This window comes from Pantoea sp. EKM103V, assembly GCF_011800365.1.
Classification (GTDB): domain Bacteria; phylum Pseudomonadota; class Gammaproteobacteria; order Enterobacterales; family Enterobacteriaceae; genus Pantoea; species Pantoea anthophila.
This window is the reverse complement of the sequence record NZ_JAALFQ010000004.1, coordinates 154,264-174,105: the sequence shown is the minus strand read 5'-3', so window position 1 is coordinate 174,105 and position 19,842 is coordinate 154,264. Positions and strand designations below refer to the sequence as shown.

The following is a 19,842-nucleotide window of genomic DNA, read 5'->3' as shown; positions in this document are numbered from 1 at the left end:
AGAGCGGCGGACACACACGCGCTTGTGTCCGCCATAATGCGAGGTTTATCTCAACAACAGATAGATACTTTCATCGCCGCGCACCACGTTCAGTGCCAGAACCGGCGGTTTGCCTTCCAGTATCTTGCGCATCTCAGCCAGGGTCTGAACCCGGTTGCGGTTTACGCCGATGATCACATCATCTTTCTGCAGGCCAACCTGTTCAGCCGGTGTCCCTTTTTCGATGGTGTCGACCTTCACGCCTTTGTCGCCGGTTTTTGTCTGTCCATCACTCAGGGTGGCACCCTGCAGGGCCGGAGACATCAGCTGGGCGCTGGCGGTGGTCTGAGCGCTCTGCTCCAGCGTAACGGTGACCGTCACCGGTTTGCCTTCGCGCAGCAGGCCAAGCTTAACCTGTTCGCCTGGTGGGGTCGTGCCCACTTTTACCCGCAACTCAGCGAAGCTGGTAATCGGCTTATCGTTGATAGAGGTAATGATGTCGCCAGACTTGATGCCCGCCTTCTGCGCAGCAGACTGCGGTAACACTTCCGAAACGAAGGCGCCGCGCTGCGCGTCGACATTGAATGCCTTCGCCATATCGGCCGTCATTTCGGTGCCTTTAATACCCAGCTGACCGCGCTTCACTTCGCCAAATTTAATCAGCTGCTGCGCGAGGTTCATCGCCATATCACTCGGGATAGCAAAGCCGATGCCGATATTGCCGCCGCTGGAGGCCAGAATGGCGGTGTTGATCCCAATCAGCTCGCCGTTCAGGTTGACCAGCGCACCGCCGGAGTTGCCGCGGTTAATCGCGGCATCGGTCTGAATAAAGTTTTCCAGCCCCTCCAGGTTAAGGCCGCTGCGGCCCAGCGCAGAGATGATACCGGAGGTGGCGGTCTGACCCAGACCAAACGGGTTCCCGATTGCGACCGCAAAATCACCCACTTTCAGCTGGTCGGAGTCCGCCACTTTAATCTGCGTGAGGTTTTTCGCGCCCTGGATCTGAATCAGGGCGATATCGGTCTGCTCATCATGACCGATCAGTTTGGCTTCATATTCACTGCCGTCGCCAAGCTGCACGTTGATCTTGTCGGCACCGTTCACCACATGATTGTTGGTCAGCACGTAGCCTTTCGCGGCATCAATGATCACGCCCGAGCCCAACCCTTCAAACGGCTGTGGCTGATTATTCCCGCCAGGCATCTGGCCGAAAAAACGTTTCAGAGGCTCAGGGATATCCTGAGCCTGTTCACCGGAATCGGTGCCTTCCACGTGAACGCTGACCACGGCAGGCAACACTTTTTCCAGCATCGGTGCCAGACTCGGCAGCGGCTGGCCCGCAATTTGTGCTGGCAGCGTTGCCATCGCGTCTGGCGCGGCGGCAAGGCTCATCCCGATACTCAAGGCTAATGCGCTAAACAGGCGTGCTTGTTTTTTCATTGCTACAACGCTCTCGCTGCAAAGTGGGAGGATTTAATGAGTGTGACAGTCGTTTGTGGTCAGGGTTCGCAAAAACAGTGGGCGCAGACAGACTGCGCCCCAAAAAGATTAGTCGCGGGCAGGGCGCTCGCCACGCAGTAAACCGGATGCGCCTTCAGAGTAGTCGCGCGGCATCTGCACCGGCACCTGGTCGTTGTCAGCTTCCGCTTCAGTCAGCTGATAGGCAAAAGGATTCTGCTGACCCGGCAGATTCGGCAGCAGATCGTTAGAGCCTTTCGCCATGTGCTGATAAAGCTGACGATAGTCACGCGCCATGTTGTCCAGCAGCTCGGCGCTCTGTGCGAAGTGGTTAGTCAGCTCTTCGCGGTAATCGGCCAGCTCGGCCTTCGATTTTTCCAGTTCATACTGCATGCTGCGCTGCTCACGCAGCTTTTTGTTGCCGAAACGCATGGCGACTGCGCCGACAATAATACCTACCACTAAACCAATTAGCCCGTATTCCCAGGTCATAATGACTCCCGTGTTTTTTCCATTGTTCCGTAGGGCGTTGCACCATTTCAATAATAGTCACTATACCCGTTAATCTTATGGATGTGGAACTCCGGAGCAGCATGGCTTAGTGTAGAACGGCCTTTTTTTCAGCAACCGTGGTATGAATCAGACACTATTCAGGGACTTTGAAACAACAATGCAAACCTCATCTCCGCTTGCACGTTATGAGCAGGCGCTGTCGCAGGGCGAATTCAGGCCCGATGACGTACAACGTGAAGCGATTACCCGTTTAGACGCCCTGCAGCAGGCGCTGGTTGCCCGGCAACAGGCTGCCGCGCCCGCCTCATCCGGCCTGCTGGGTCGCCTGTCGAAATTGATCGGTAAAGAGAAAAATGCGACGCCCCAGCCTGTTCGCGGACTCTACATGTGGGGCGGCGTCGGGCGCGGCAAAACCTGGGTCATGGATCTCTTTTTTCAGTCTATTCCTGGCGAACGCAAACTGCGCCTGCACTTCCACCGTTTCATGCTGCGGGTGCATGAAGAACTGACGCAACTGCAGGGGCAGAGCGACCCGCTGCTGATTATCGCGGACAAATTCAAAGCGGAAACTGACATCCTATGTTTCGATGAATTTTTTGTCTCCGATATCACCGACGCGATGCTGCTGGGCACGCTGATGGAAGCGCTGTTTGAGCGCGGCATCGCCCTGGTGGCAACCTCGAACATTCCGCCGGATGACCTCTACCGCAACGGCCTGCAGCGCGCGCGTTTTCTGCCGGCTATTGAGCAGATAAAACGGCACTGTGATGTGATGAATGTGGATGCCGGCATCGACTACCGGCTGCGGACACTGACCTCGGCGCATCTGTGGAACTATCCGCTCAACGAGGCCACTCACACGGAGATGGCGCGCATGTTTAAGGCGCTGTCGGGCAGCCAGCCGGAGGAGGCGCCGGTGCTGGAGATCAACCATCGCCAGATGCCGACGCTGGGCGTCAGCGACGGCGTGCTGGCCATCAACTTCACGACGCTGTGCGGGGAAGGGCGCAGCCAGCATGACTACATCGCGCTTTCCCGCCGTTTTCACAGCGTGCTGCTCTATGACGTGCCGGTAATGATCTACAAAACCGAAGATCAGGCGCGCCGTTTCCTGGCCCTGGTTGACGAATTTTATGAGCGTCACGTGAAGCTGGTCGTGGCCGCAGAAACCTCGCTGACCGAGATCTATCAGGGGACGCGGCTGAAGTTTGAATACCAGCGCTGTTTATCGCGGCTTCAGGAGATGCAGAGCGAAGAGTATCTGCGCCTGCCGCATCTGCCGTGAGAATAATCAGGATAAATACCGAAATAGGGTTCGATTTTTGCAATCGACTTCTCTATAATCTTGCGACCCCACGTTACAGCAAAGGATTTTTTTCCCAAATCCTCTGTGTTCCAGTAACTCTATCCGAAGGGGTGGCTTGCTGGTCAAAATGGTCGTGTGAGCCTCATTCGTTTACTTAAGCGTTTGGGATTTCACCAACGTGTAACTTAATTTGGGTAAGCTTTTCGATGAAAACTTTTACAGCTAAACCAGAAACCGTCCAACGTGACTGGTTTGTAGTTGACGCAACGGGCAAAACTTTGGGTCGCCTGGCGACTGAACTGGCGCGCCGTCTGCGTGGTAAGCATAAAGCGGAATACACTCCGCACGTTGATACGGGTGATTACATCATCGTTCTGAACGCAGAAAAAATTGCTGTTACCGGCAACAAGCGTACTGACAAGATCTACTATCACCACACCGGCCACATCGGTGGTATCAAACAGGCGACCTTTGAAGAGATGATTGCTCGCCGTCCTGAGCGTGTGATTGAGATCGCGGTTAAAGGCATGCTGCCGAAGGGCCCGCTGGGTCGTGCTATGTACCGTAAGCTGAAAGTTTACGCAGGCAACGAGCACACCCATGCGGCACAGCAACCGCAAGTTCTTGACATTTAATCGGGATTAAAGGCAATGGCTGAAACTCAAAACTACGGCACTGGTCGCCGCAAAAGCTCTACCGCTCGCGTATTCATTAAGCCGGGTAGCGGTAACATCGTAATTAACCAACGTTCTCTGGAACAGTACTTCGGTCGCGAAACTGCCCGCATGGTCGTTCGTCAGCCGCTGGAACTGCTGGATCTGGTTGGTAAATTCGATCTGTACGTCACTGTTAAAGGTGGCGGTATTTCTGGTCAGGCTGGTGCGATCCGTCACGGTATCACCCGCGCTCTGATGGAATACGACGAATCACTGCGTGGCGAGCTGCGTAAAGCTGGCTTCGTAACGCGTGACGCGCGTCAGGTTGAACGTAAGAAAGTCGGCCTGCGTAAAGCACGTCGTCGTCCTCAGTTCTCCAAGCGTTAATTGTTTGCAGCTCCGGCTGCGGCAATTGGCTCAAAAAACCCGCTTCGGCGGGTTTTTTATTTTCTGCCTTCCCGTCTGATAACGGTGAAAATCGTAAGCCCGCGCTCAATTTACCTGCAAAGATTCATTCCACGCCCACAAGCAGCCTAAAATCTGGTAAACTCTGTGTCACTTTGCGCCCGCAGGCCGGTGCGTTATGCGCCTTCCCGCTGTCGGGGCGTCAGTTTTACGGCGCAGCTGACCAGGTTGCGTGCGAGTTCGACAAGCAAGTGAGTCGCCGTGTGGTTGGCTATTCGCAGTATCTTTTTGTGAACAAACTTGGAGGTTTTCATGGCTGTCGCTGCCAACAAACGTTCGGTAATGACGCTGTTTTCTGGTCCTACTGACATTTTCAGCCATCAGGTACGTATCGTTCTGGCGGAGAAGGGTGTCAGCGTAGAGATCGAGCAGGTCGAAATGGATAACCTGCCGCAGGATCTGATTGACCTCAATCCGTATCGCACGGTACCGACACTGGTAGATCGTGAGCTGACGCTGTATGAATCCCGCATCATCATGGAATATTTAGATGAGCGCTTCCCGCATCCGCCACTGATGCCGGTTTATCCGGTTGCCCGTGGTGACAGCCGCCTGATGATGCACCGCATCGAGCAGGACTGGTACAGCCTGATGAGGAAGGTTGAGAACAGCAGCGGTCAGGAAGCCGAAGCCGCACGCAAACAGCTGCGTGAAGAGCTGCTGGCGATCGCGCCGCTGTTTGGCCGCACGCCTTACTTCATGAGCGAAGAGTTCAGCCTGGTGGATTGCTACCTGGCACCGCTGTTATGGCGTCTGCCTTCAATGGGCATCGATTTGATCGGCTCTGGTTCAAAAGAGCTGAAAGGTTACATGAACCGCGTATTTGAGCGTGACTCTTTCCTCGCTTCATTAACTGAAGCTGAACGTGAAATGCGCCTGCAAGCACGGGCTTAACGTATGGAAATGTCGCAACTTACTGCACGTCGTCCCTATCTGCTGCGCGCCTTCTATGACTGGTTGCTCGACAACCAGCTGACGCCGCATCTGGTGGTCGACATCAATCAGCCAGGTGTACAGGTGCCGCTGGAGTACGCGCGTGATGGTCAGATTGTCCTGAACATCGCGCCTCGTGCTGTCGGCAACCTCGATCTGGCGAATGACCAGGTGTCGTTTAACGCCCGCTTTGGGGGTGTTCCTCGTCAGGTTAACGTGCCGATGGCGGCAATTCTGGCAATCTATGCCCGGGAAAACGGTGCCGGAACGATGTTTGAACCGGAACCGGCTTACGAGCTGGATATTCAGGAAGCGTCAGAAGGTCAGGAAGAGACCATGATGTCCGTGATTGATGGCGATCGTCCCGACGATGCCAGCGATGATGAGACACCGCCTGATGACGATCCACCGCCGCGGGGCGGACGACCTTCACTGCGCGTCGTGAAATAACCGCAGCATTCTTAAAACAGATACCCGCCTCTCCGGCGGGTATTTTTTTGCCTGTCAGCGATAAAAAAATCCGGCTGCCTGCGCAAACCGGATTTTTTATCACACCTTCGCTATCAATAGACGTCGCGCAGGTAACGCTTCTCTTTCTTCAGCTGGTCGACATAGTCCGCTGCGCGCTCGCTGGAGAGGCCACCGAACTGGCGAACCACTTCATACAGCGCATTATCCACATCCTTCGCCATGCGTGATGCATCGCCACAGACATAGAAGTAAGCGCCTTCCTGCAGCCAGGCATAGAGTTCTGCACCCTGCTCAAGCATCCGGCTCTGCACGTAGATCTTCTTCTCCTGATCGCGGGAGAACGCCAGGTCAAGCCGCGTCAGCAAGCCATTATCCCGCCAGGCGAGCAGTTCATCCTGATAGATAAAGTCATGTTCCTGATGCTGATCGCCGAAGAACAGCCAGTTTTTGCCCTGCGCGCCGGTTGCCTGACGCTCCTGCAGGAAAGCCCGGAAGGGCGCGATGCCGGTGCCAGGTCCCACCATGATCAGCGGAGCGCTGTTATTGGCTGGGACGCGGAACGCTTTGTTCGGCGAAATAAAGATGGCTGGCTTTTCGCCACGACGTACGCGCTCAGCCAGGTAGGTTGAGCAGACGCCACCACGATTACGGCCGCCGCTGTGATAACGCACCGAGGCAACGGTCAGGTGCACCTGATTCGGATGGGCTTTAGAGCTGGATGAAATTGAGTAAGCGCGATGCTGCAGCGGACGCAGCAGGGCAACAAACTCAGGCACCGCCAGCGTGCGCGTCAGGTCAAGCTGCAGCAGGTCAAGGCTATCTTTGCCCCACAGCCAGACACCCAGCGCATCTTTGTCGTCGTGCTGTAACACATGACGCAGCTCCTGGTTGGTGGTGTTCTGCCCGACCCATTCGATGAGCTTGCGCGACGGTTCAGAGATCTCAAACTGGTAGGTCAGCAGGTCGCCGAGGCTGCGGTCAAAGCCGGGCACCGGCGTCTCGTAGTCGGCATTAAGCTGGGTCAGCAGCAGGCTGACCAGCGATGGCTCGTTGACCGGAATGACGCCGAGCGCATCACCCGCTTCATACTTCAGGCCGCTGTCGGTCAGGTCAAACTCAAAATGTCGGATATCTTTGGCAGACTGCTCGCCAGAGAGGCGCTTGTTGGTGATTAGCGCCGCGGCGTAAGGGTTCGATTTGTTGCTGCCCGGGATGACCGGTGCTTCAGGCGCGCTCTCCAGCACGGTGCCGCTGCTGCCTGCGCTGGCCGCAAACTGAGGCATGGAGCTGTTCAGCCACTCGCTGGATGGCTCTTCATAGTCGATATCGCAGTCGATGCGATCCACCACGCGTTTTGCTCCCAGCTGCTCAAGGCGCATATCGATGAACTTGCCCGCCTGACAGAAGCCGTCATAGCCGGTATCACCGATTGCCAGCACGGCAAAATGCATCTGCTCCAGGCGCGGTGCGGTACTGGCAGAGATCGCATCCCAGAAGAGCTGCGCGTTATCCGGCATCTCGCCTTCGCCGTAGGTTGAGGTGACAATCAGCACATGACGCATGGTAGCAAAGACGTCGAGGTCGACATCGCCCAGCGCCTGAACCACCGGCACCAGCCCTTTAGCACGGGCCGATTTCGCGGCGGTCTGCGCCAGCGCTTCGGCATTGCCGGTCTGTGAGCCGTAGAGAATGTGCAGTTGCGTGGTCGCGGCTGCACCTGTGCCCGCAGCGGGTTGCTGCTTGTCTTCTAATACCAGCAGACGGGAGTGAAGACCCGCGAGAAAGCCAGCCAGCCAGTATTTCTGATCGCCATTAAAAGGTGCATCTTCTGGAATATAAGGAATTTTCATGGGTACTTTTACTCAATCCCGTTCTTCCCCGTCATCAGTAACGCTGGCCGGTTTAAGCGGTTCCGCTTTCCCGCACCGCGGTGTGCGGCTGGGGAGAGCGGTTCTGCATCTGTCCGGTACAACGACGACTCCGGGCAATGATCAATGAATAACATTCAGTTCAGCCTGAACAGTGTGACTGTCAGGAGAGTTTGCCCACCGCCGCGGCGATTTCAGGCAAGGCCGCACGTGCAAACAGCTCTTCAAAATCAGGCAGATGGCCCAGCACTTCCCGGTTACAGGCATCCTGATACATGATCCAGCCATAGGTGGCCAGGCTGTCCATGGAGCGGATGTTACGCTGCGTCAGCGCCGCTTTGTAATCTGACATGCGTTTGGAACCAATCAGACTGGCCAGTTCGTCATCGTTATACGCTTCGATGGCGGAACGGGCATGGCGTTGCAGTTTGCTGATCAGCGAAAAGTCCTCCGTCATCAGCAGATTGCGTACGGCTTTTTCTACCGCCGGATCTTCAACCGGTGTCCCTTTCGGTAATTTACTCAGGGCCAGCTGCTGAGCAAAGCTCAGAACGGTGTAGTTGTTAAGCAGAACAAACATCTCCAGCGTATCGGTCGCGCCGTAGGCCGGTACCGCACCGTCAGCAATGGTCTTGCCCTGACGCCAGGCCGCTTTGAACTTCGCAACCTGATGGCCGGCCAGCGCGGTCGACAGCTCTTCGAGCAGATCTTTACGGCTTCTGGCTTTCAGGATCTCTCCGCCATCCTGATAGAGCAGCAGCGAGCGCGGCATCACATACACAAAGTGATGACACTCCGTTTCCCAGTTCTCCAGCAGCCAGGCAGCACGCGGTGAATTTGTTGCCTCCAGATGCCAGTTCAGCATGGTCAGCACGGCCTGCTTATGCACCTGCGCCATCTCATCCTGATCGGCAATCGAGCCGAAGCGTACTGAATCACCGGCTGCATGGCTGGCGAGTGTTCCATACGGGTCATACTGATAGGCGAAGCCGCCGCTCATGCCGTTACCAAAGCCTTTACCGAAGGTGCCCAGGTTGAGGATGGCACCATTGGTCATATATTCGCAGCAAAAATCTCCTACGCCTTCGACCACGGCTGTGGCACCGGAGTTACGCACCGCGAAGCGGTCACCGGCCTGGCCCTGCACGAACAGGCGTCCACCGGTCGCGCCAAACAGCGCAAAGTTACCGATCAGCACGTTACCATCGCCATCCTGCGCGCCGCCGCCCGGCGACATGATAAACAGCTCACCGCCACACTGTCCCTTGCCGACGCCGTCGTTACAGGTGCCGTAGTGGGTCAGCTGCATGCCATCGTTGCAGAAGGCGCCAAATGACTGACCGGCTGAACCGGTAGTTGAAATTTTTACGGTTGCAGGAGCCAAATAATGGCGACCGCGGTCATCGCTCAGAACCGCAGGCATCGCCTGCAGCTGCGCCGCACTCAGCTGATGGTTCAGCATGCGTTCAATGTCGATCGCCAGCTGGCCCCCCATACTTTTGTTGCGGTTGTTCAGCACGATGCCGTTGCCCAGTGCGACGTCGGTATTGCCCTGATCGACCAGCGCTGATTTCAGCTGCTCAACCCAGCCATCATCCAGCTCAAAATCTTTCTCCAGATAGACCGGCTTCTCGATCTTTAGCTCCGGCACCACGGTGAGCATGGCGCGTAAGTCGAGCTTGCCCACTTCCAGCGGGTGATCCATCAGGTGCAGCAGGTCGGCCCGGCCGCGCGCTTCACGCAGGGAACGCAGGCCCATACGCGCCAGGATCTCACGCACTTCATGGGCGACGTTGAGGAAATACTGCGCCAGCTGACGCGGATCACCATCAAAGGCTTCGGCGTTGGTCGTCAGGCCCGCCGGGCATTTGACGTTACAGTTTTTCGCCATCACGCACTTGAGCATCATCAGCGCAGTGGTACCGAATTCGAAGCTGTCGCCGCCCAGCAGCGCGGATTTCACCACGTCGCTGCCGGTCTGCTGCGCGCCCGAGCAGCGCAGCTGCACTTTCTCACGCAGGCCGTTGGCGCAGAGCGCCTGATGAACTTCAGCGATGCCGATTTCCGCCACGCGTCCGGTGTATTTCAGGCTGGTGACCGACGCAGCGCCGGTACCACCGGTGTTACCCGCCACGTTAATGACGTCTGCGCCCGCTTTGGCCACGCCGACCGCGATGGTGCCGATCCCTTCTGAGGAGACCAGTTTGACGATCACGCGCACCCGCGCGGCTTTACAGTCGTGGATCAGCTGCGCCAGATCTTCGATGGAGTAGGTGTCGTGATGCGGCGGCGGCGAGACCAGCTCGACGCCTGGCGTACCGCCACGCGCTGCCGCAATCTCAACCGTGACTTTCGCCGCCGGTAGCTGGCCGCCTTCGCCAGGCTTCGCACCCTGACCGATCTTGATTTCCAGCTCTTCCAGCATTGGATCCGCCAGATAGGCGGCCCAGACGCCAAAACGGCCGGACGCCAGCTGCTTGATGCGTGAGGCACGGATGGTGCCGTGACGGGAGTAGTGCTCGCCGCCTTCACCGCAGTTACTCATGCCGCCGACCATGTTGGTGCCGTGCGCCACCGCTTCATGCGCGGGAGCAACCAGCGCACCGTGACTCATCGCGCCGGAGGCAAAGGTGCGGGTGATTTCGCACGCCGGCTGCACGTCGCTCAGTGGCAGGGAGGGCAGAGTGGTGAAAATACGTGACAGGTAGTCTGCCGCTTTACCGTAAGCGGTTATTTTCAGACCGCCGGTTACCACCTCGCTGCTCTCGATATCGTCGCCGAAGCGGAATTTCAGGGCGTTAGAGAGATTCTGCAGGCGCTCGTTCTCTGGCTTCAGGCCTTCGATCGCATCGGTCAGACGCAGCATAAAGTGATTCAGGCTGCCATCCACCGCTTCACACACCAGACCACGAATGGCAAAGCCGTTGTTGGTCAGTGAGTAGCGTCCCAGTTTGCGGCGGAACTCCGCTTCGCTGTCGATATGGGTCAGATCGGCCGGGAATGTCAGGATGTCACGCAGGGCCGCCGGGCGACGCTTACGCTCCTCATACATCAGGCTGGAGAACTGACGATAGTCGGCCGTGATTGCGAAGTTGTTGATCACCTCATCCGGAATACGCTCGAAGCTGCTGTCTTTAAAGGTTTCTGGCTTAATGCCAAAAGCGTTATCCAGTTTTGCCAGCGTCATCAGACGGATAAAGTTATCCTCTTCGCGCGCTTTATCAGCAAAGCGAATCGGCTCTTCGGTCATATCGATAAAGGTGCGTACGGCAATCGTGCCGTAGGAGTGACCGGCACCCTCTGCGCGCTCTTTAAACAGACCCAGCAACGGTACGTCCGATTCACCCTGAATCTTCAGTGCACTCTGATGCCAGTCAACGGCCATCTGCGCGATAGCCGCGAAGCCTGCGCCACCCACCGGCGTTTTGATATTCGGGAAGTACTTTTTCAGCACCGGGTCATCGGTGTTGAGGAAGTTAGGCTCAAAGAACTCGCCGCTGCTGTAGCTTTCTACGGTACAGAGGCCCACTTTGCCCATGGTTTTCATCAGGGCTTTTTCCGCAGCTTTGGCATAGCGCTTAAAGGCTTTATTGCCTTCTTCACCCTCGCCAAATTTCTCCTCTGCGCGCATCTGTACGCCCAGCGGATAGATTGCTGATGCGCCGAAGCCCAGCGTCGCGGCAATGTGGTGCGAGGAGATGCTCTGGCCGCTTTCCACCACCAGTGACACATCAAGGCGCAGACCTTCCTGCACCAGACGCTGGTTGATGGCGGAAACCACCAGCAGCATCGGGATCGCGGCGTGCTTCGAGGAGATGTGGCGGTCGGTCAGAACGGCAATGCCGCCCTGCGTCCGGGCAAAATCCACCACCTGCTGCGCCAGGTCATCAATCGCTTTTTCCAGGGCGTTCGCGTTGGCGGTCGTGCTCAGCAGATCTTTGCCGATGACCGGCTCATAGAGCATCTCGAAGCGGGCGTAAGGGGCAACGGTCTGCTCACGCAAACGCAGCATATCGAGATGGCTGAGAATTGGTGTCGGCACCACAATCTGACGGCCTTTGCTGCGGCCCAGGTGCGGTTTCGCCCCCAGCGCCACACGCAGCGTCATGCCATCCACTTCGCGGATAGAGTCCAGCGGCGGGTTGGTAACCTGCGCAAAGCGCTGAGAGAAGTAGTGCGCCATGCCGCCTTCATGATCGGATAAGCCGTTGATGGCGTTGCCGTAACCCATTGCGGAGATCTTCTCTGCGCCGGTGTTAAGCATCGGGTCCATCATGAACTTGAAGCTTTCCTGGTTGTAGTAGTAGGCGACAAAGCGCTGATAGGTTTTCAGATCGCCGCGATAGCGCAGCGGTGAACCCTGTTGCTCAGCCGGGATCTCCGGCAGATCGTCCAGGCCGACGCGCGCTTCACGCAGCAGGGCGGAGTAATCTTTCTCTGCAGCCAGTTTTTCCAGCGCCTGCAGCGTGGTGTAGCTGCGTTTTTCACGGTGATCGAAGTAGAGCATGCCGCCCGCTTCGATACGACCACGACGCAGGACGCTTTCAGGAGGAAAGGCGATCTGGCCCGCTTCGGACATCGCACCGATATAGTCTGCGGTTTCGACCGAGCGCAGCGGGCGCAGGCCCAGACGGTCAAGGCGTGCGCCAATGACTTCGCCATTGCCAAAGATTAAGGCGGCAGGGCCGTCGTTCTTCTCTTCATACAGAGAGAAATACTCCAGCATGTCGCGCACCTCGGTTGACAGCGAGCTGTCGTTTTCCCAGGCGGGCGGCATCATGGAAACCACAGCGGTGATCAGATCGAGATTATCTTCCATCAGACGGCTGTGGATACTCTGATCCAGACGCGAACTGTCGGACTGCCCTTTAGGCCGCACGATCTTTTTGCCGCGTGCCAGTGCCAGGGCCGATTCGGCGATGCGGTTTTTACGATCCGTGTTCAGCTCGCCGTTGTGCGCCATCAGGCGGAACGGCTGCGCCATAGTGGTATGCGGATCGGTGTTGGTCGAGAAACGGGTATGGAAAAAGAGCCCGCGCACCTGATGATCGGGATCGGTCAGATCTTTGAAGTAAGGAATCACTTCATTGGAGTTCAGGCGCGCTTTAAATACCTGCGTGCGCGACGACAGCGACAGCGGATAGAGACCGCCAAATTCGCTTTCGGTAAAGGCGCGTGCTTCGATAGTTAACAGGGCGCGGTAGATACGTTGTTCGAAGTCGTTCTGATCGGCCACGTCCTGAGGCGCAGTGAAGATCCACTGCAGAATCGGTAACTGAAACTGAATGGCAGCCGGACGCGTCACGCTGCTGTCTAGCGGCATGTCGCGCTTCATGATCACCGGCAGGCCGAAACTGCTGAGGGTCTCATCTACCAGACGTTCGGCATTCGCGCGCAGCTCAGCATCTTTCGGCACAAAGAAGTTGCCGACGCCAAAGCGACCCGCTTCCAGTGGCTGGCCGGTAATCTTGCGGAAAAAGTGCAGTGAAAGGTCAACGTTGACGCCTGCGCCATCGCCGACACCTTCTGCTGACATACCGCCGCGGTGCGGCACTGTGCACAGGGCGCTGTGCGCCATCTGCAGAATCTCATGGGTCTGCTCGCCGTCCTTACGCGTAATGAAACCTACACCACAGCTGTCACTGCCTGCTGTCGGATCATACAAGCCATAGGATTGAGGTTTTTTAGTGGACATTGAGGGTCTCCTTAAACTGCTTTGACATTACCTGCACTGTTTCAGGGTCTGGGCGCAACTGAGGCGCAGCTTCATTTTCATCGCCATGCTCTGTCGAGCGCGCGTCATAGCCCTGAGCATTTCTCTCCAGACATCCGTAAAACGTCCTTTATTGAGCTGCTCTTCGATTTCCGGTCTCGTAAAGGAGATGACTTAAACCACGCGGGAGTCTTCTTGTTGCATAGATATGCCGAGACAATGGCCCGTCAGGAAAGCTTTCAGCGGATTTCCAACTTATCGGGAAAGCGTAATCAGGTCAAATAGGGCGGCCAGGCGGGCTTATCAGGCGCTTTTCTTGTATAAGTATATAAAAATATTGATTTTTATGGTTTAAAATGTCTCACTCTGCCACCTGGTGATCGGCCGATAAATGTGAACTGACTCACTGTAGTGCAGGCGTCATATCTCTGCACCATGCTGGTGACAGGGTGTCTGGCAGCATTAAATGCTGTCCGGCACCCCTGATACATAGCATGTATCTGTTTTTCTTATGTCGGCCTATTTGAATGAAACAGCGGTTGGTTATAAGAAAAATTAATCAGGCAGGGAATGCTTAAAACAGCATTAAAGTTGAATGAGTATTCATATAAAGGGGAGAGCCTGCGCAGCAGGACGCTGCCAGGATATTGAAAAAAAGGCCGTCGGGTGAAATCTGTGATTCACAGGCGGCCTTACAGATTATTCATTTGGCACAATCAGTCAAGGGATTTAACCGGTTTGTCCCAAACGTCGCCGAACGGCAGGCCGGATGCACCATAAAAGCGCATTCAATCCCTCATCTTCGCGTGACGTGCTGCGACGTCCGCAGGCTAACTGCGCTATCATGGGGCTGTTTCTTTTCCAGGGAGTCGTTATGAAACAGATTCGTCTGCTGGCGCAGTACTATGTCGATTTAATGGTCAAACTTGGCCTGGTCAGGTTCTCGCTGCTGCTGGCCTCTGCGCTGGTGGTGCTGGCGATGATTGTCCAGATGGCGGTCACGATGGTATTGCGGGGGCACGTCGAGAGTATCGATGTGGTGCGCTCGGTCTTCTTTGGCCTGCTGATTACGCCCTGGGCCGTCTATTTTCTGTCGGTGGTGGTCGATCAGCTTGAGGAGTCGCGGCAGCGGCTGGCAAGGCTGGTGGATAAGCTGGAAGAGATGCGCACCCGCGACCTGGAACTCAATCAGCAGATGAAGGAAACCATCACCCAGCTGAATCAGGAGATCAGCGATCGTAAAAAAGCGGAGCTGGCGCGCGAACAGGTGATGGACAAGCTGCGCGAAGAGGTCACCCGCCGCGAACAGGCCCAGATTGAGCTGGAGCAGCAATCATCCTTCCTGCGCTCCTTCCTGGATGCGTCACCTGACCTGGTGTTCTATCGCAATATCGACAAGCAGTTCTCCGGCTGTAACCGCGCCATGGAGCTGCTGACCGGCAAAAGCGAAAAGCAGCTGATTGGCCTGACGCCGCGCGATATCTACGATGATGAAGCCGCAACCAAGGTGCTGGAAACGGACGAAAAAGTGTTCCGCCATAATGTCTCCCTGACCTATGAGCAGTGGCTGCAATATCCTGACGGGCGCAAAGCCTGTTTTGAGATCCGCAAGGTGCCCTATTACGATCGTGTCGGCAAACGCAGCGGGCTGATGGGCTTTGGCCGCGATATCACCGAGCGTAAGCGCTATCAGGACGCGTTAGAGAACGCCAGCCGGGAAAAGACCACCTTTATCTCCACCATCAGCCACGAGCTGCGTACGCCGCTTAATGGCATTGTCGGCCTGAGTCGCATCCTGCTGGATACCGATCTGAACCAGGAACAGCTGAAATACCTGAAAACCATCCACGTCTCGGCCATTACACTGGGCAACATCTTCAACGATGTGATTGAGGTGGACAAAATCGAGCGTCGTAAAGTTCAGCTGGATAATCAGCCGCTCGACTTCACCGGTTTCCTCGCCGATTTAGAGAATCTCTCCGGCCTGCTGGCGCAGCCAAAAGGGCTGAAGTTTGTGCTCGCGCCGCAACTGCCGCTGCCTCACATGATCTCCACCGACGGAACGCGTCTGCGTCAGATTCTCTGGAACCTGATCGGTAACGCCGTGAAGTTCACCCAGCAGGGCGAGATTGTGGTGCGCGTCGCGTATGAGCAGGACGAAACACTGCGCTTTGAGGTGCAGGACTCCGGCATGGGTATCCGCCAGGAGGAGCAGGACAAGATCTTTGCGATGTACTATCAGGTTAAAGATCAGCATGGCGGGAAACCGGCGACCGGAACCGGCATCGGGCTGGCGGTTTCACGTCGTCTGGCCCAGGCGATGGGGGGAGATATCCGCGTACAGAGTGCGCCCGGCCAGGGCTCATGCTTCACCGTCGAAATTAAAGCACCACGCATCGCAGAAGAAGTGATTGACGAAGGCGTCGACGACAGCCTGCCTCTGCCTGCGCTGCATGTGCTGTTGGTTGAGGATATTGAACTGAATGTGATTGTGGCGCGCTCCGTTCTGGAGAAGCTGGGATGCAGCGTGGAGGTCGCCATGACCGGCAGCGAGGCTCTGGCGATGTTTGACCCGCTGGAGTTCGATCTGGTGCTGCTGGATATTCAGCTGCCCGATATGACCGGGCTGGATGTCTCCCGTGCGATTCGCCAGCAGTATCAGGGCGCGCACCTGCCTCCGCTGGTAGCGCTCACGGCCAACGTGCTGAAAGATAAAAAAGAGTATTTCGACGCCGGGATGGATGATGTGCTCAGTAAACCGCTGGCCGTGCCGGCCCTGACCGCAATGATCAAAAAGTACTGGGACTATCAGGCAGAAACGGACGATGAAACGCCCGCCGTCAGCGATGACAAAACCCGGATGCTGCTGGATGTCGCCATGCTCGAACAGTATATCGAGCTGGTGGGTCCGGGGCTGATTACGCAAAGCCTGACGATGTTTGAGAAGATGATGCCGGACTATCTTGCGGTGCTGGAATCGAATCTGATGGCGCGCGATCAGAAAGGAATTGCGGAAGAGGGGCACAAAATCAAAGGCGCGGCCGGGTCCGTCGGGCTGCAGCGTTTACAGATGCTGGCGAAACAGATCCAGAGTCCGGAGCTGCCGGCGTGGTGGGACAACGTGGTTGAATGGATTGAAGAACTGAAACATGAGTGGCGACACGATGTGCAGGTTCTGCGCGACTGGGTTGCCGGACAGGAGAAGTGAAACGGCAGAAAAAAATGACCCCAGCCGAGGCCGGGGTGCGCGAATACTGCGCCAACACCAGGGAAAATGTTGCGGCCGCTATGATTTGAATAATTAATGCAGCCGCAGGGTATTGGTTAACACTGTCATCACCTTAGCAAATTCATCTTCTCATGTGACAAGATTCATTAAAATGTGTGATGTTGAGCAGCGTTTAAACACAGAAAACATTAATTCGGCAACACAGTCAAGTAAGGAATCAATTTCTGTGTTGCATTGCTGCTATTTTAATCAGATTTATCCTTTTTTGGGTACTTTTAATGCGGCTGCGCCATGCCACGGAGACCATACAGCGTAAAAGCGAAACCACAGGCGCAATTGCCCTGACAGTTCGCGTAACGCGCTGATATTGCAAGCCGGCAGCCTGAAATGAACCGAATGATCCAAAACGATTCGGAATGGCAGAAATGATTCTCCCTCTTTGGGCTTTTCTGCGTCTGCTGCGCAGCGGTACAGGGATCGAAAACCGGGCCATTTATGACCGGATTTACGTTATTCGCTGCTGTTTATTTAGGCGTTATAAGAATAGTTCTGGTTAAGAATTGAACCGTTGCGATGACAGAAAAAAATAACAGTTAAGCCTGATGAATGATTTGAACCGGCGTTTATTACCCATTATTAAGTGTTTATCTGGAAAGATGCTAAGCAGTGGCAATGAATGGAACCGATTCCTTTTTTCGGAAGTCCTTGAACTATTTCGATCTGTTGCCGCATGTTGATGCAAAATAGGTGCATGAAGTCTGGAAACGCACCGTTCATTTTCACCGAAAATCGCAAAAAGGCGATTTTTCTGGCAGTGATTACATGAGTAATTGATTAACGTCTGAAACAGGTATGGGAAGATTGCATGAACAAGCATAAAGGAAGCGCCGGACGGCGTATCAGACGGATTGCCGGCCGTCTCCTGCTGGTCTGGCTGGGCGTGTGGCTGACCGGCATTTTACTCTTTTCGTTTTTACCGGTGCCCTTCTCCGCAGTGATGGTGGAGCGACAGGTGGGGGCGTGGTTGCGCGGTGATTTCAGTTATGTGGCGCATTCAGACTGGGTCGGACATGATGAGATCTCGCCATGGATGGGGCTGGCCGTTATCGCTTCTGAGGATCAAAAGTTTCCCACGCACTGGGGCTTTGATGTGGCGGCGATTGAATCGGTGCTGGATAACAGCGACAGCCGGATGCGCGGAGCGTCCACGCTGTCACAACAGACCGCGAAGAATCTCTTTCTCTGGGATGGTCGCAGCTGGATCCGTAAGGGGCTGGAAGCGGGTCTCACGGTGGGGATTGAGACGGTCTGGACGAAGCGGCGTATTCTGACCGTCTATCTCAATATCGCGGAGTTCGGGCCGGGCATCTTTGGTGTGGAGGCCGCGTCACAGCACTATTTCCACAAACCTGCCAGCCGGCTCACTGCGGCCGATGCTGCTTTACTGGCGGCGGTCCTGCCGAATCCGATTCGTTACCGTGCCGCCGCGCCTTCAGGCTATGTCAGGTCGCGGCAGCAGTGGATACTGCGCCAGATGCGTCAGCTGGGCGGAGAGGGCTTTTTACAGCGTAATCAGCTTAACTGACCTTACTCTTCATCAAAGCCCGCTTCAAACAACTCAATGACCGCAGCCAGCGCCGGGACCTCTTCCGGCCCGCTGGCTTCAATCTCAATGTGTCCCCCTTTTGCCGAGTCGAGCATCAGCAGGGCGATCACGCTGCTGGCCTCGGCTTCGGTGCCTGCCTCGTTGCGCAGTAACACTTCGGCATCGAAGCTCTGCACCAGCTCAAACAACTTCATCGCCGGACGGGCATGCATGCCCAGCTTATTTTTGATTTCTACAGTTTGTCTGACGGTCATGATTTGCGCTTTTCCAGCGTGCGATGGCGTGACTGTACATTCTTACCGCGCGAGCGGAAATAGTCCGCCAGCTGCTCGGCGATATAGACTGAGCGGTGTTTACCGCCGGTACAGCCAATCGCCACGGTAAGATAGCTACGGTTGTTGGTCTCCAGCATCGGCAGCCAGAGTTCAAGATAGCTGCGTGTCTGGTAGATAAAATTATGCACTTCCGTGTGGCGGTCGAGGAAGGCCGCGACCGGACGATCGAGGCCGGTCATCGGGCGCAGTTTCGGATCCCAGTGGGGATTGGGCAGAAAGCGCACGTCAAACACGTAGTCCGCGTCGATAGGGATGCCATGTTTGAAACCAAAGGATTCAAATACCATGGTCAGCTCGCGTTCACGCTTGCCCAGCAGGCGGGTGCGCAGCATCTCGGCCAGCTCATGCACCGACATCTCTGACGTATCAATGATCAGATCGGCGCGCGAACGCAGCGGCTCCAGCAGATCGCTCTCTTCATCAATAGCGCTCTCCAGCGACAGATTTTTGCTGGAGAGGGGGTGCAGACGACGCGTATCGCTGTAGCGGCGAATCAGCGTGTTGCGGTCGGCGTCGAGAAACAGCAGCTGAGGTGAAAAGGAGTCGGGCAGATTATTCAGTGCGGTTTCAAAAATTTCGGGGGATTCAGGCATATTGCGCACGTCGATGCTGACCGCCGCCGAAATATTCCGCTCTGCCAGTGAGTTCGCTAACTCCGGCAGCAGCACCACCGGCAGGTTATCAACACAGTAGAACCCCATATCCTCCAGCGCACGGAGTGCCACTGACTTCCCCGAGCCTGAACGACCGCTAACGATCATCAGCACCATGACCTTCTCTCCCGTTTTAAAACCGGCACCCGGCCGGTAAAGACGCGTTACAGCTCTGTCTGGTTTTCCGTAATAATGGCATAAAGCTCTTCATCACTCTGCGCAGCGCGCAGCCGGCGGCAGACCGTTTTATCGGCCAGACGCTTTGCCACCAGTGAAAGGGTGTGCAGGTGTGTTTTGCACTGGTCAGCCGGAACCAGTAAGGCAAACAGCAGATCGACCGGCTGGTTATCGACGGCATCAAACGCAATCGGCTGTTCGAGGCTGATAAAGACCCCGACCGCGCGCAGCGTATCCTCTTCCAGCTTGCCGTGCGGGATCGCTATCCCGTTGCCGATACCGGTACTGCCCATACGCTCACGCGTCAGGATCGCTTCGAAAAGCGTCTGGTGCGGCAGGTTGAGCTGCTTAGCGGCCAGTTCGCTGATGATTTCCAGCGCACGTTTTTTGCTCTGGCAGTGTACGCCACTGCGTGTGCAGTCAGGCGAAAGCACCGTGCTCAATTCCAGTGTAAGATCGTTGTTCATTATCGTTTCACTT

14 protein-coding genes are annotated in these 19,842 nt (G+C 56.0%); 7 read left to right on the top strand and 7 right to left on the bottom strand.

The window, feature by feature from the left end; translation table 11 throughout:
- Positions 1 to 45 precede the first annotated feature (45 nt).
- Positions 46 to 1,419 (bottom strand): serine endoprotease DegQ, encoded by a 1,374-nt coding sequence (gene degQ / locus HFD97_RS11630; RefSeq protein ID WP_046101069.1) that lies wholly within the window; start codon positions 1,417 to 1,419, stop codon positions 46 to 48.
- Positions 1,420 to 1,527: 108 nt separating this feature from the next.
- The gene (gene zapG, locus HFD97_RS11625) at positions 1,528 to 1,929 is read right to left on the bottom strand and encodes a Z-ring associated protein ZapG (protein ID WP_009092485.1); all 402 of its coding nucleotides are present in this window, start codon (positions 1,927 to 1,929) and stop codon (positions 1,528 to 1,530) included.
- Positions 1,930 to 2,107: 178 nt separating this feature from the next.
- Here zapG and zapE point away from each other — a divergent pair, with 178 nt between their 5' ends.
- The 5 genes from zapE (at position 2,108) to sspB (ending at position 5,760) form a co-directional block, all read left to right on the top strand.
- On the top strand, positions 2,108 to 3,235 hold the full coding sequence (gene zapE / locus HFD97_RS11620; RefSeq protein WP_009092484.1) for a cell division protein ZapE: 1,128 nt from the start codon (positions 2,108 to 2,110) through the stop codon (positions 3,233 to 3,235).
- A 227-nt stretch (positions 3,236 to 3,462) separates the two neighbouring features.
- A complete protein-coding gene (gene rplM / locus HFD97_RS11615; RefSeq protein WP_009092483.1) occupies positions 3,463 to 3,891 on the top strand; it encodes a 50S ribosomal protein L13 in 429 nt (142 codons plus the stop codon).
- Positions 3,892 to 3,906: 15 nt separating this feature from the next.
- Positions 3,907 to 4,299: a 30S ribosomal protein S9 gene (rpsI, locus tag HFD97_RS11610; protein WP_008925401.1), complete on the top strand. Its 393-nt coding sequence runs from the start codon at positions 3,907 to 3,909 to the stop codon at positions 4,297 to 4,299.
- Between the two features lie 330 nt (positions 4,300 to 4,629).
- A complete protein-coding gene (sspA, locus tag HFD97_RS11605) occupies positions 4,630 to 5,271 on the top strand; it encodes a stringent starvation protein SspA (protein WP_009092481.1) in 642 nt (213 codons plus the stop codon).
- A 3-nt stretch (positions 5,272 to 5,274) separates the two neighbouring features.
- Positions 5,275 to 5,760 (top strand): ClpXP protease specificity-enhancing factor, encoded by a 486-nt coding sequence (gene sspB / locus HFD97_RS11600; RefSeq protein WP_009092479.1) that lies wholly within the window; start codon positions 5,275 to 5,277, stop codon positions 5,758 to 5,760.
- 113 nt (positions 5,761 to 5,873) lie between these two features.
- Here the strand turns inward: sspB and HFD97_RS11595 are convergent, their stop codons facing one another.
- Positions 5,874 to 7,631 carry a sulfite reductase subunit alpha gene (locus tag HFD97_RS11595; protein ID WP_009092478.1) on the bottom strand — a complete coding sequence of 586 codons (1,758 nt, stop codon included), beginning with the start codon at positions 7,629 to 7,631 and terminating at the stop codon, positions 5,874 to 5,876.
- Between the two features lie 181 nt (positions 7,632 to 7,812).
- Positions 7,813 to 13,344: a glutamate synthase-related protein gene (locus tag HFD97_RS11590; protein ID WP_167431929.1), complete on the bottom strand. Its 5,532-nt coding sequence runs from the start codon at positions 13,342 to 13,344 to the stop codon at positions 7,813 to 7,815.
- 892 nt (positions 13,345 to 14,236) lie between these two features.
- Between HFD97_RS11590 and arcB the strand changes: the two genes are divergently transcribed.
- Positions 14,237 to 16,570: an aerobic respiration two-component sensor histidine kinase ArcB gene (gene arcB / locus HFD97_RS11585; protein ID WP_150028730.1), complete on the top strand. Its 2,334-nt coding sequence runs from the start codon at positions 14,237 to 14,239 to the stop codon at positions 16,568 to 16,570.
- Positions 16,571 to 17,456: 886 nt separating this feature from the next.
- Complete coding sequence (gene mtgA, locus HFD97_RS11580) at positions 17,457 to 18,176, top strand: monofunctional biosynthetic peptidoglycan transglycosylase (protein ID WP_167431930.1); 720 nt, start codon at positions 17,457 to 17,459, stop codon at positions 18,174 to 18,176.
- Between the two features lie 2 nt (positions 18,177 to 18,178).
- Here the strand turns inward: mtgA and npr are convergent, their stop codons facing one another.
- Genes npr through ptsN form a run of 3 tightly spaced genes read right to left on the bottom strand, consistent with a single transcriptional unit; the run spans position 18,179 to position 19,829 of the window.
- Positions 18,179 to 18,451 carry a PTS phosphocarrier protein NPr gene (gene npr, locus HFD97_RS11575; RefSeq protein WP_009092474.1) on the bottom strand — a complete coding sequence of 91 codons (273 nt, stop codon included), beginning with the start codon at positions 18,449 to 18,451 and terminating at the stop codon, positions 18,179 to 18,181.
- Entirely contained in the window at positions 18,448 to 19,302 is an 855-nt protein-coding gene (gene rapZ / locus HFD97_RS11570) for an RNase adapter RapZ (protein ID WP_003851114.1), read from the bottom strand. The genes npr and rapZ overlap by 4 nt, the downstream gene beginning before the upstream one ends.
- Before the next feature lie 47 nt (positions 19,303 to 19,349).
- A complete protein-coding gene (ptsN, locus tag HFD97_RS11565; protein WP_009092473.1) occupies positions 19,350 to 19,829 on the bottom strand; it encodes a PTS IIA-like nitrogen regulatory protein PtsN in 480 nt (159 codons plus the stop codon).
- Between the last annotated feature and the right edge of the window lie 13 nt (positions 19,830 to 19,842).

What these genes read in the sequence shown, in the direction of transcription:
- degQ (WP_046101069.1), bottom strand. Translation starts at nt 1,419, where the DNA reads ATGAAAAAACAAGCACGCCTGTTTAGCGCATTAGCCTTGAGTATCGGG.
- zapG (WP_009092485.1), bottom strand. Translation starts at nt 1,929, where the DNA reads ATGACCTGGGAATACGGGCTAATTGGTTTAGTGGTAGGTATTATTGTC.
- zapE (WP_009092484.1), top strand. Translation starts at nt 2,108, where the DNA reads ATGCAAACCTCATCTCCGCTTGCACGTTATGAGCAGGCGCTGTCGCAG.
- rplM (WP_009092483.1), top strand. Translation starts at nt 3,463, where the DNA reads ATGAAAACTTTTACAGCTAAACCAGAAACCGTCCAACGTGACTGGTTT.
- rpsI (WP_008925401.1), top strand. Translation starts at nt 3,907, where the DNA reads ATGGCTGAAACTCAAAACTACGGCACTGGTCGCCGCAAAAGCTCTACC.
- sspA (WP_009092481.1), top strand. Translation starts at nt 4,630, where the DNA reads ATGGCTGTCGCTGCCAACAAACGTTCGGTAATGACGCTGTTTTCTGGT.
- sspB (WP_009092479.1), top strand. Translation starts at nt 5,275, where the DNA reads ATGGAAATGTCGCAACTTACTGCACGTCGTCCCTATCTGCTGCGCGCC.
- HFD97_RS11595 (WP_009092478.1), bottom strand. Translation starts at nt 7,631, where the DNA reads ATGAAAATTCCTTATATTCCAGAAGATGCACCTTTTAATGGCGATCAG.
- HFD97_RS11590 (WP_167431929.1), bottom strand. Translation starts at nt 13,344, where the DNA reads ATGTCCACTAAAAAACCTCAATCCTATGGCTTGTATGATCCGACAGCA.
- arcB (WP_150028730.1), top strand. Translation starts at nt 14,237, where the DNA reads ATGAAACAGATTCGTCTGCTGGCGCAGTACTATGTCGATTTAATGGTC.
- mtgA (WP_167431930.1), top strand. Translation starts at nt 17,457, where the DNA reads ATGAACAAGCATAAAGGAAGCGCCGGACGGCGTATCAGACGGATTGCC.
- npr (WP_009092474.1), bottom strand. Translation starts at nt 18,451, where the DNA reads ATGACCGTCAGACAAACTGTAGAAATCAAAAATAAGCTGGGCATGCAT.
- rapZ (WP_003851114.1), bottom strand. Translation starts at nt 19,302, where the DNA reads ATGGTGCTGATGATCGTTAGCGGTCGTTCAGGCTCGGGGAAGTCAGTG.
- ptsN (WP_009092473.1), bottom strand. Translation starts at nt 19,829, where the DNA reads ATGAACAACGATCTTACACTGGAATTGAGCACGGTGCTTTCGCCTGAC.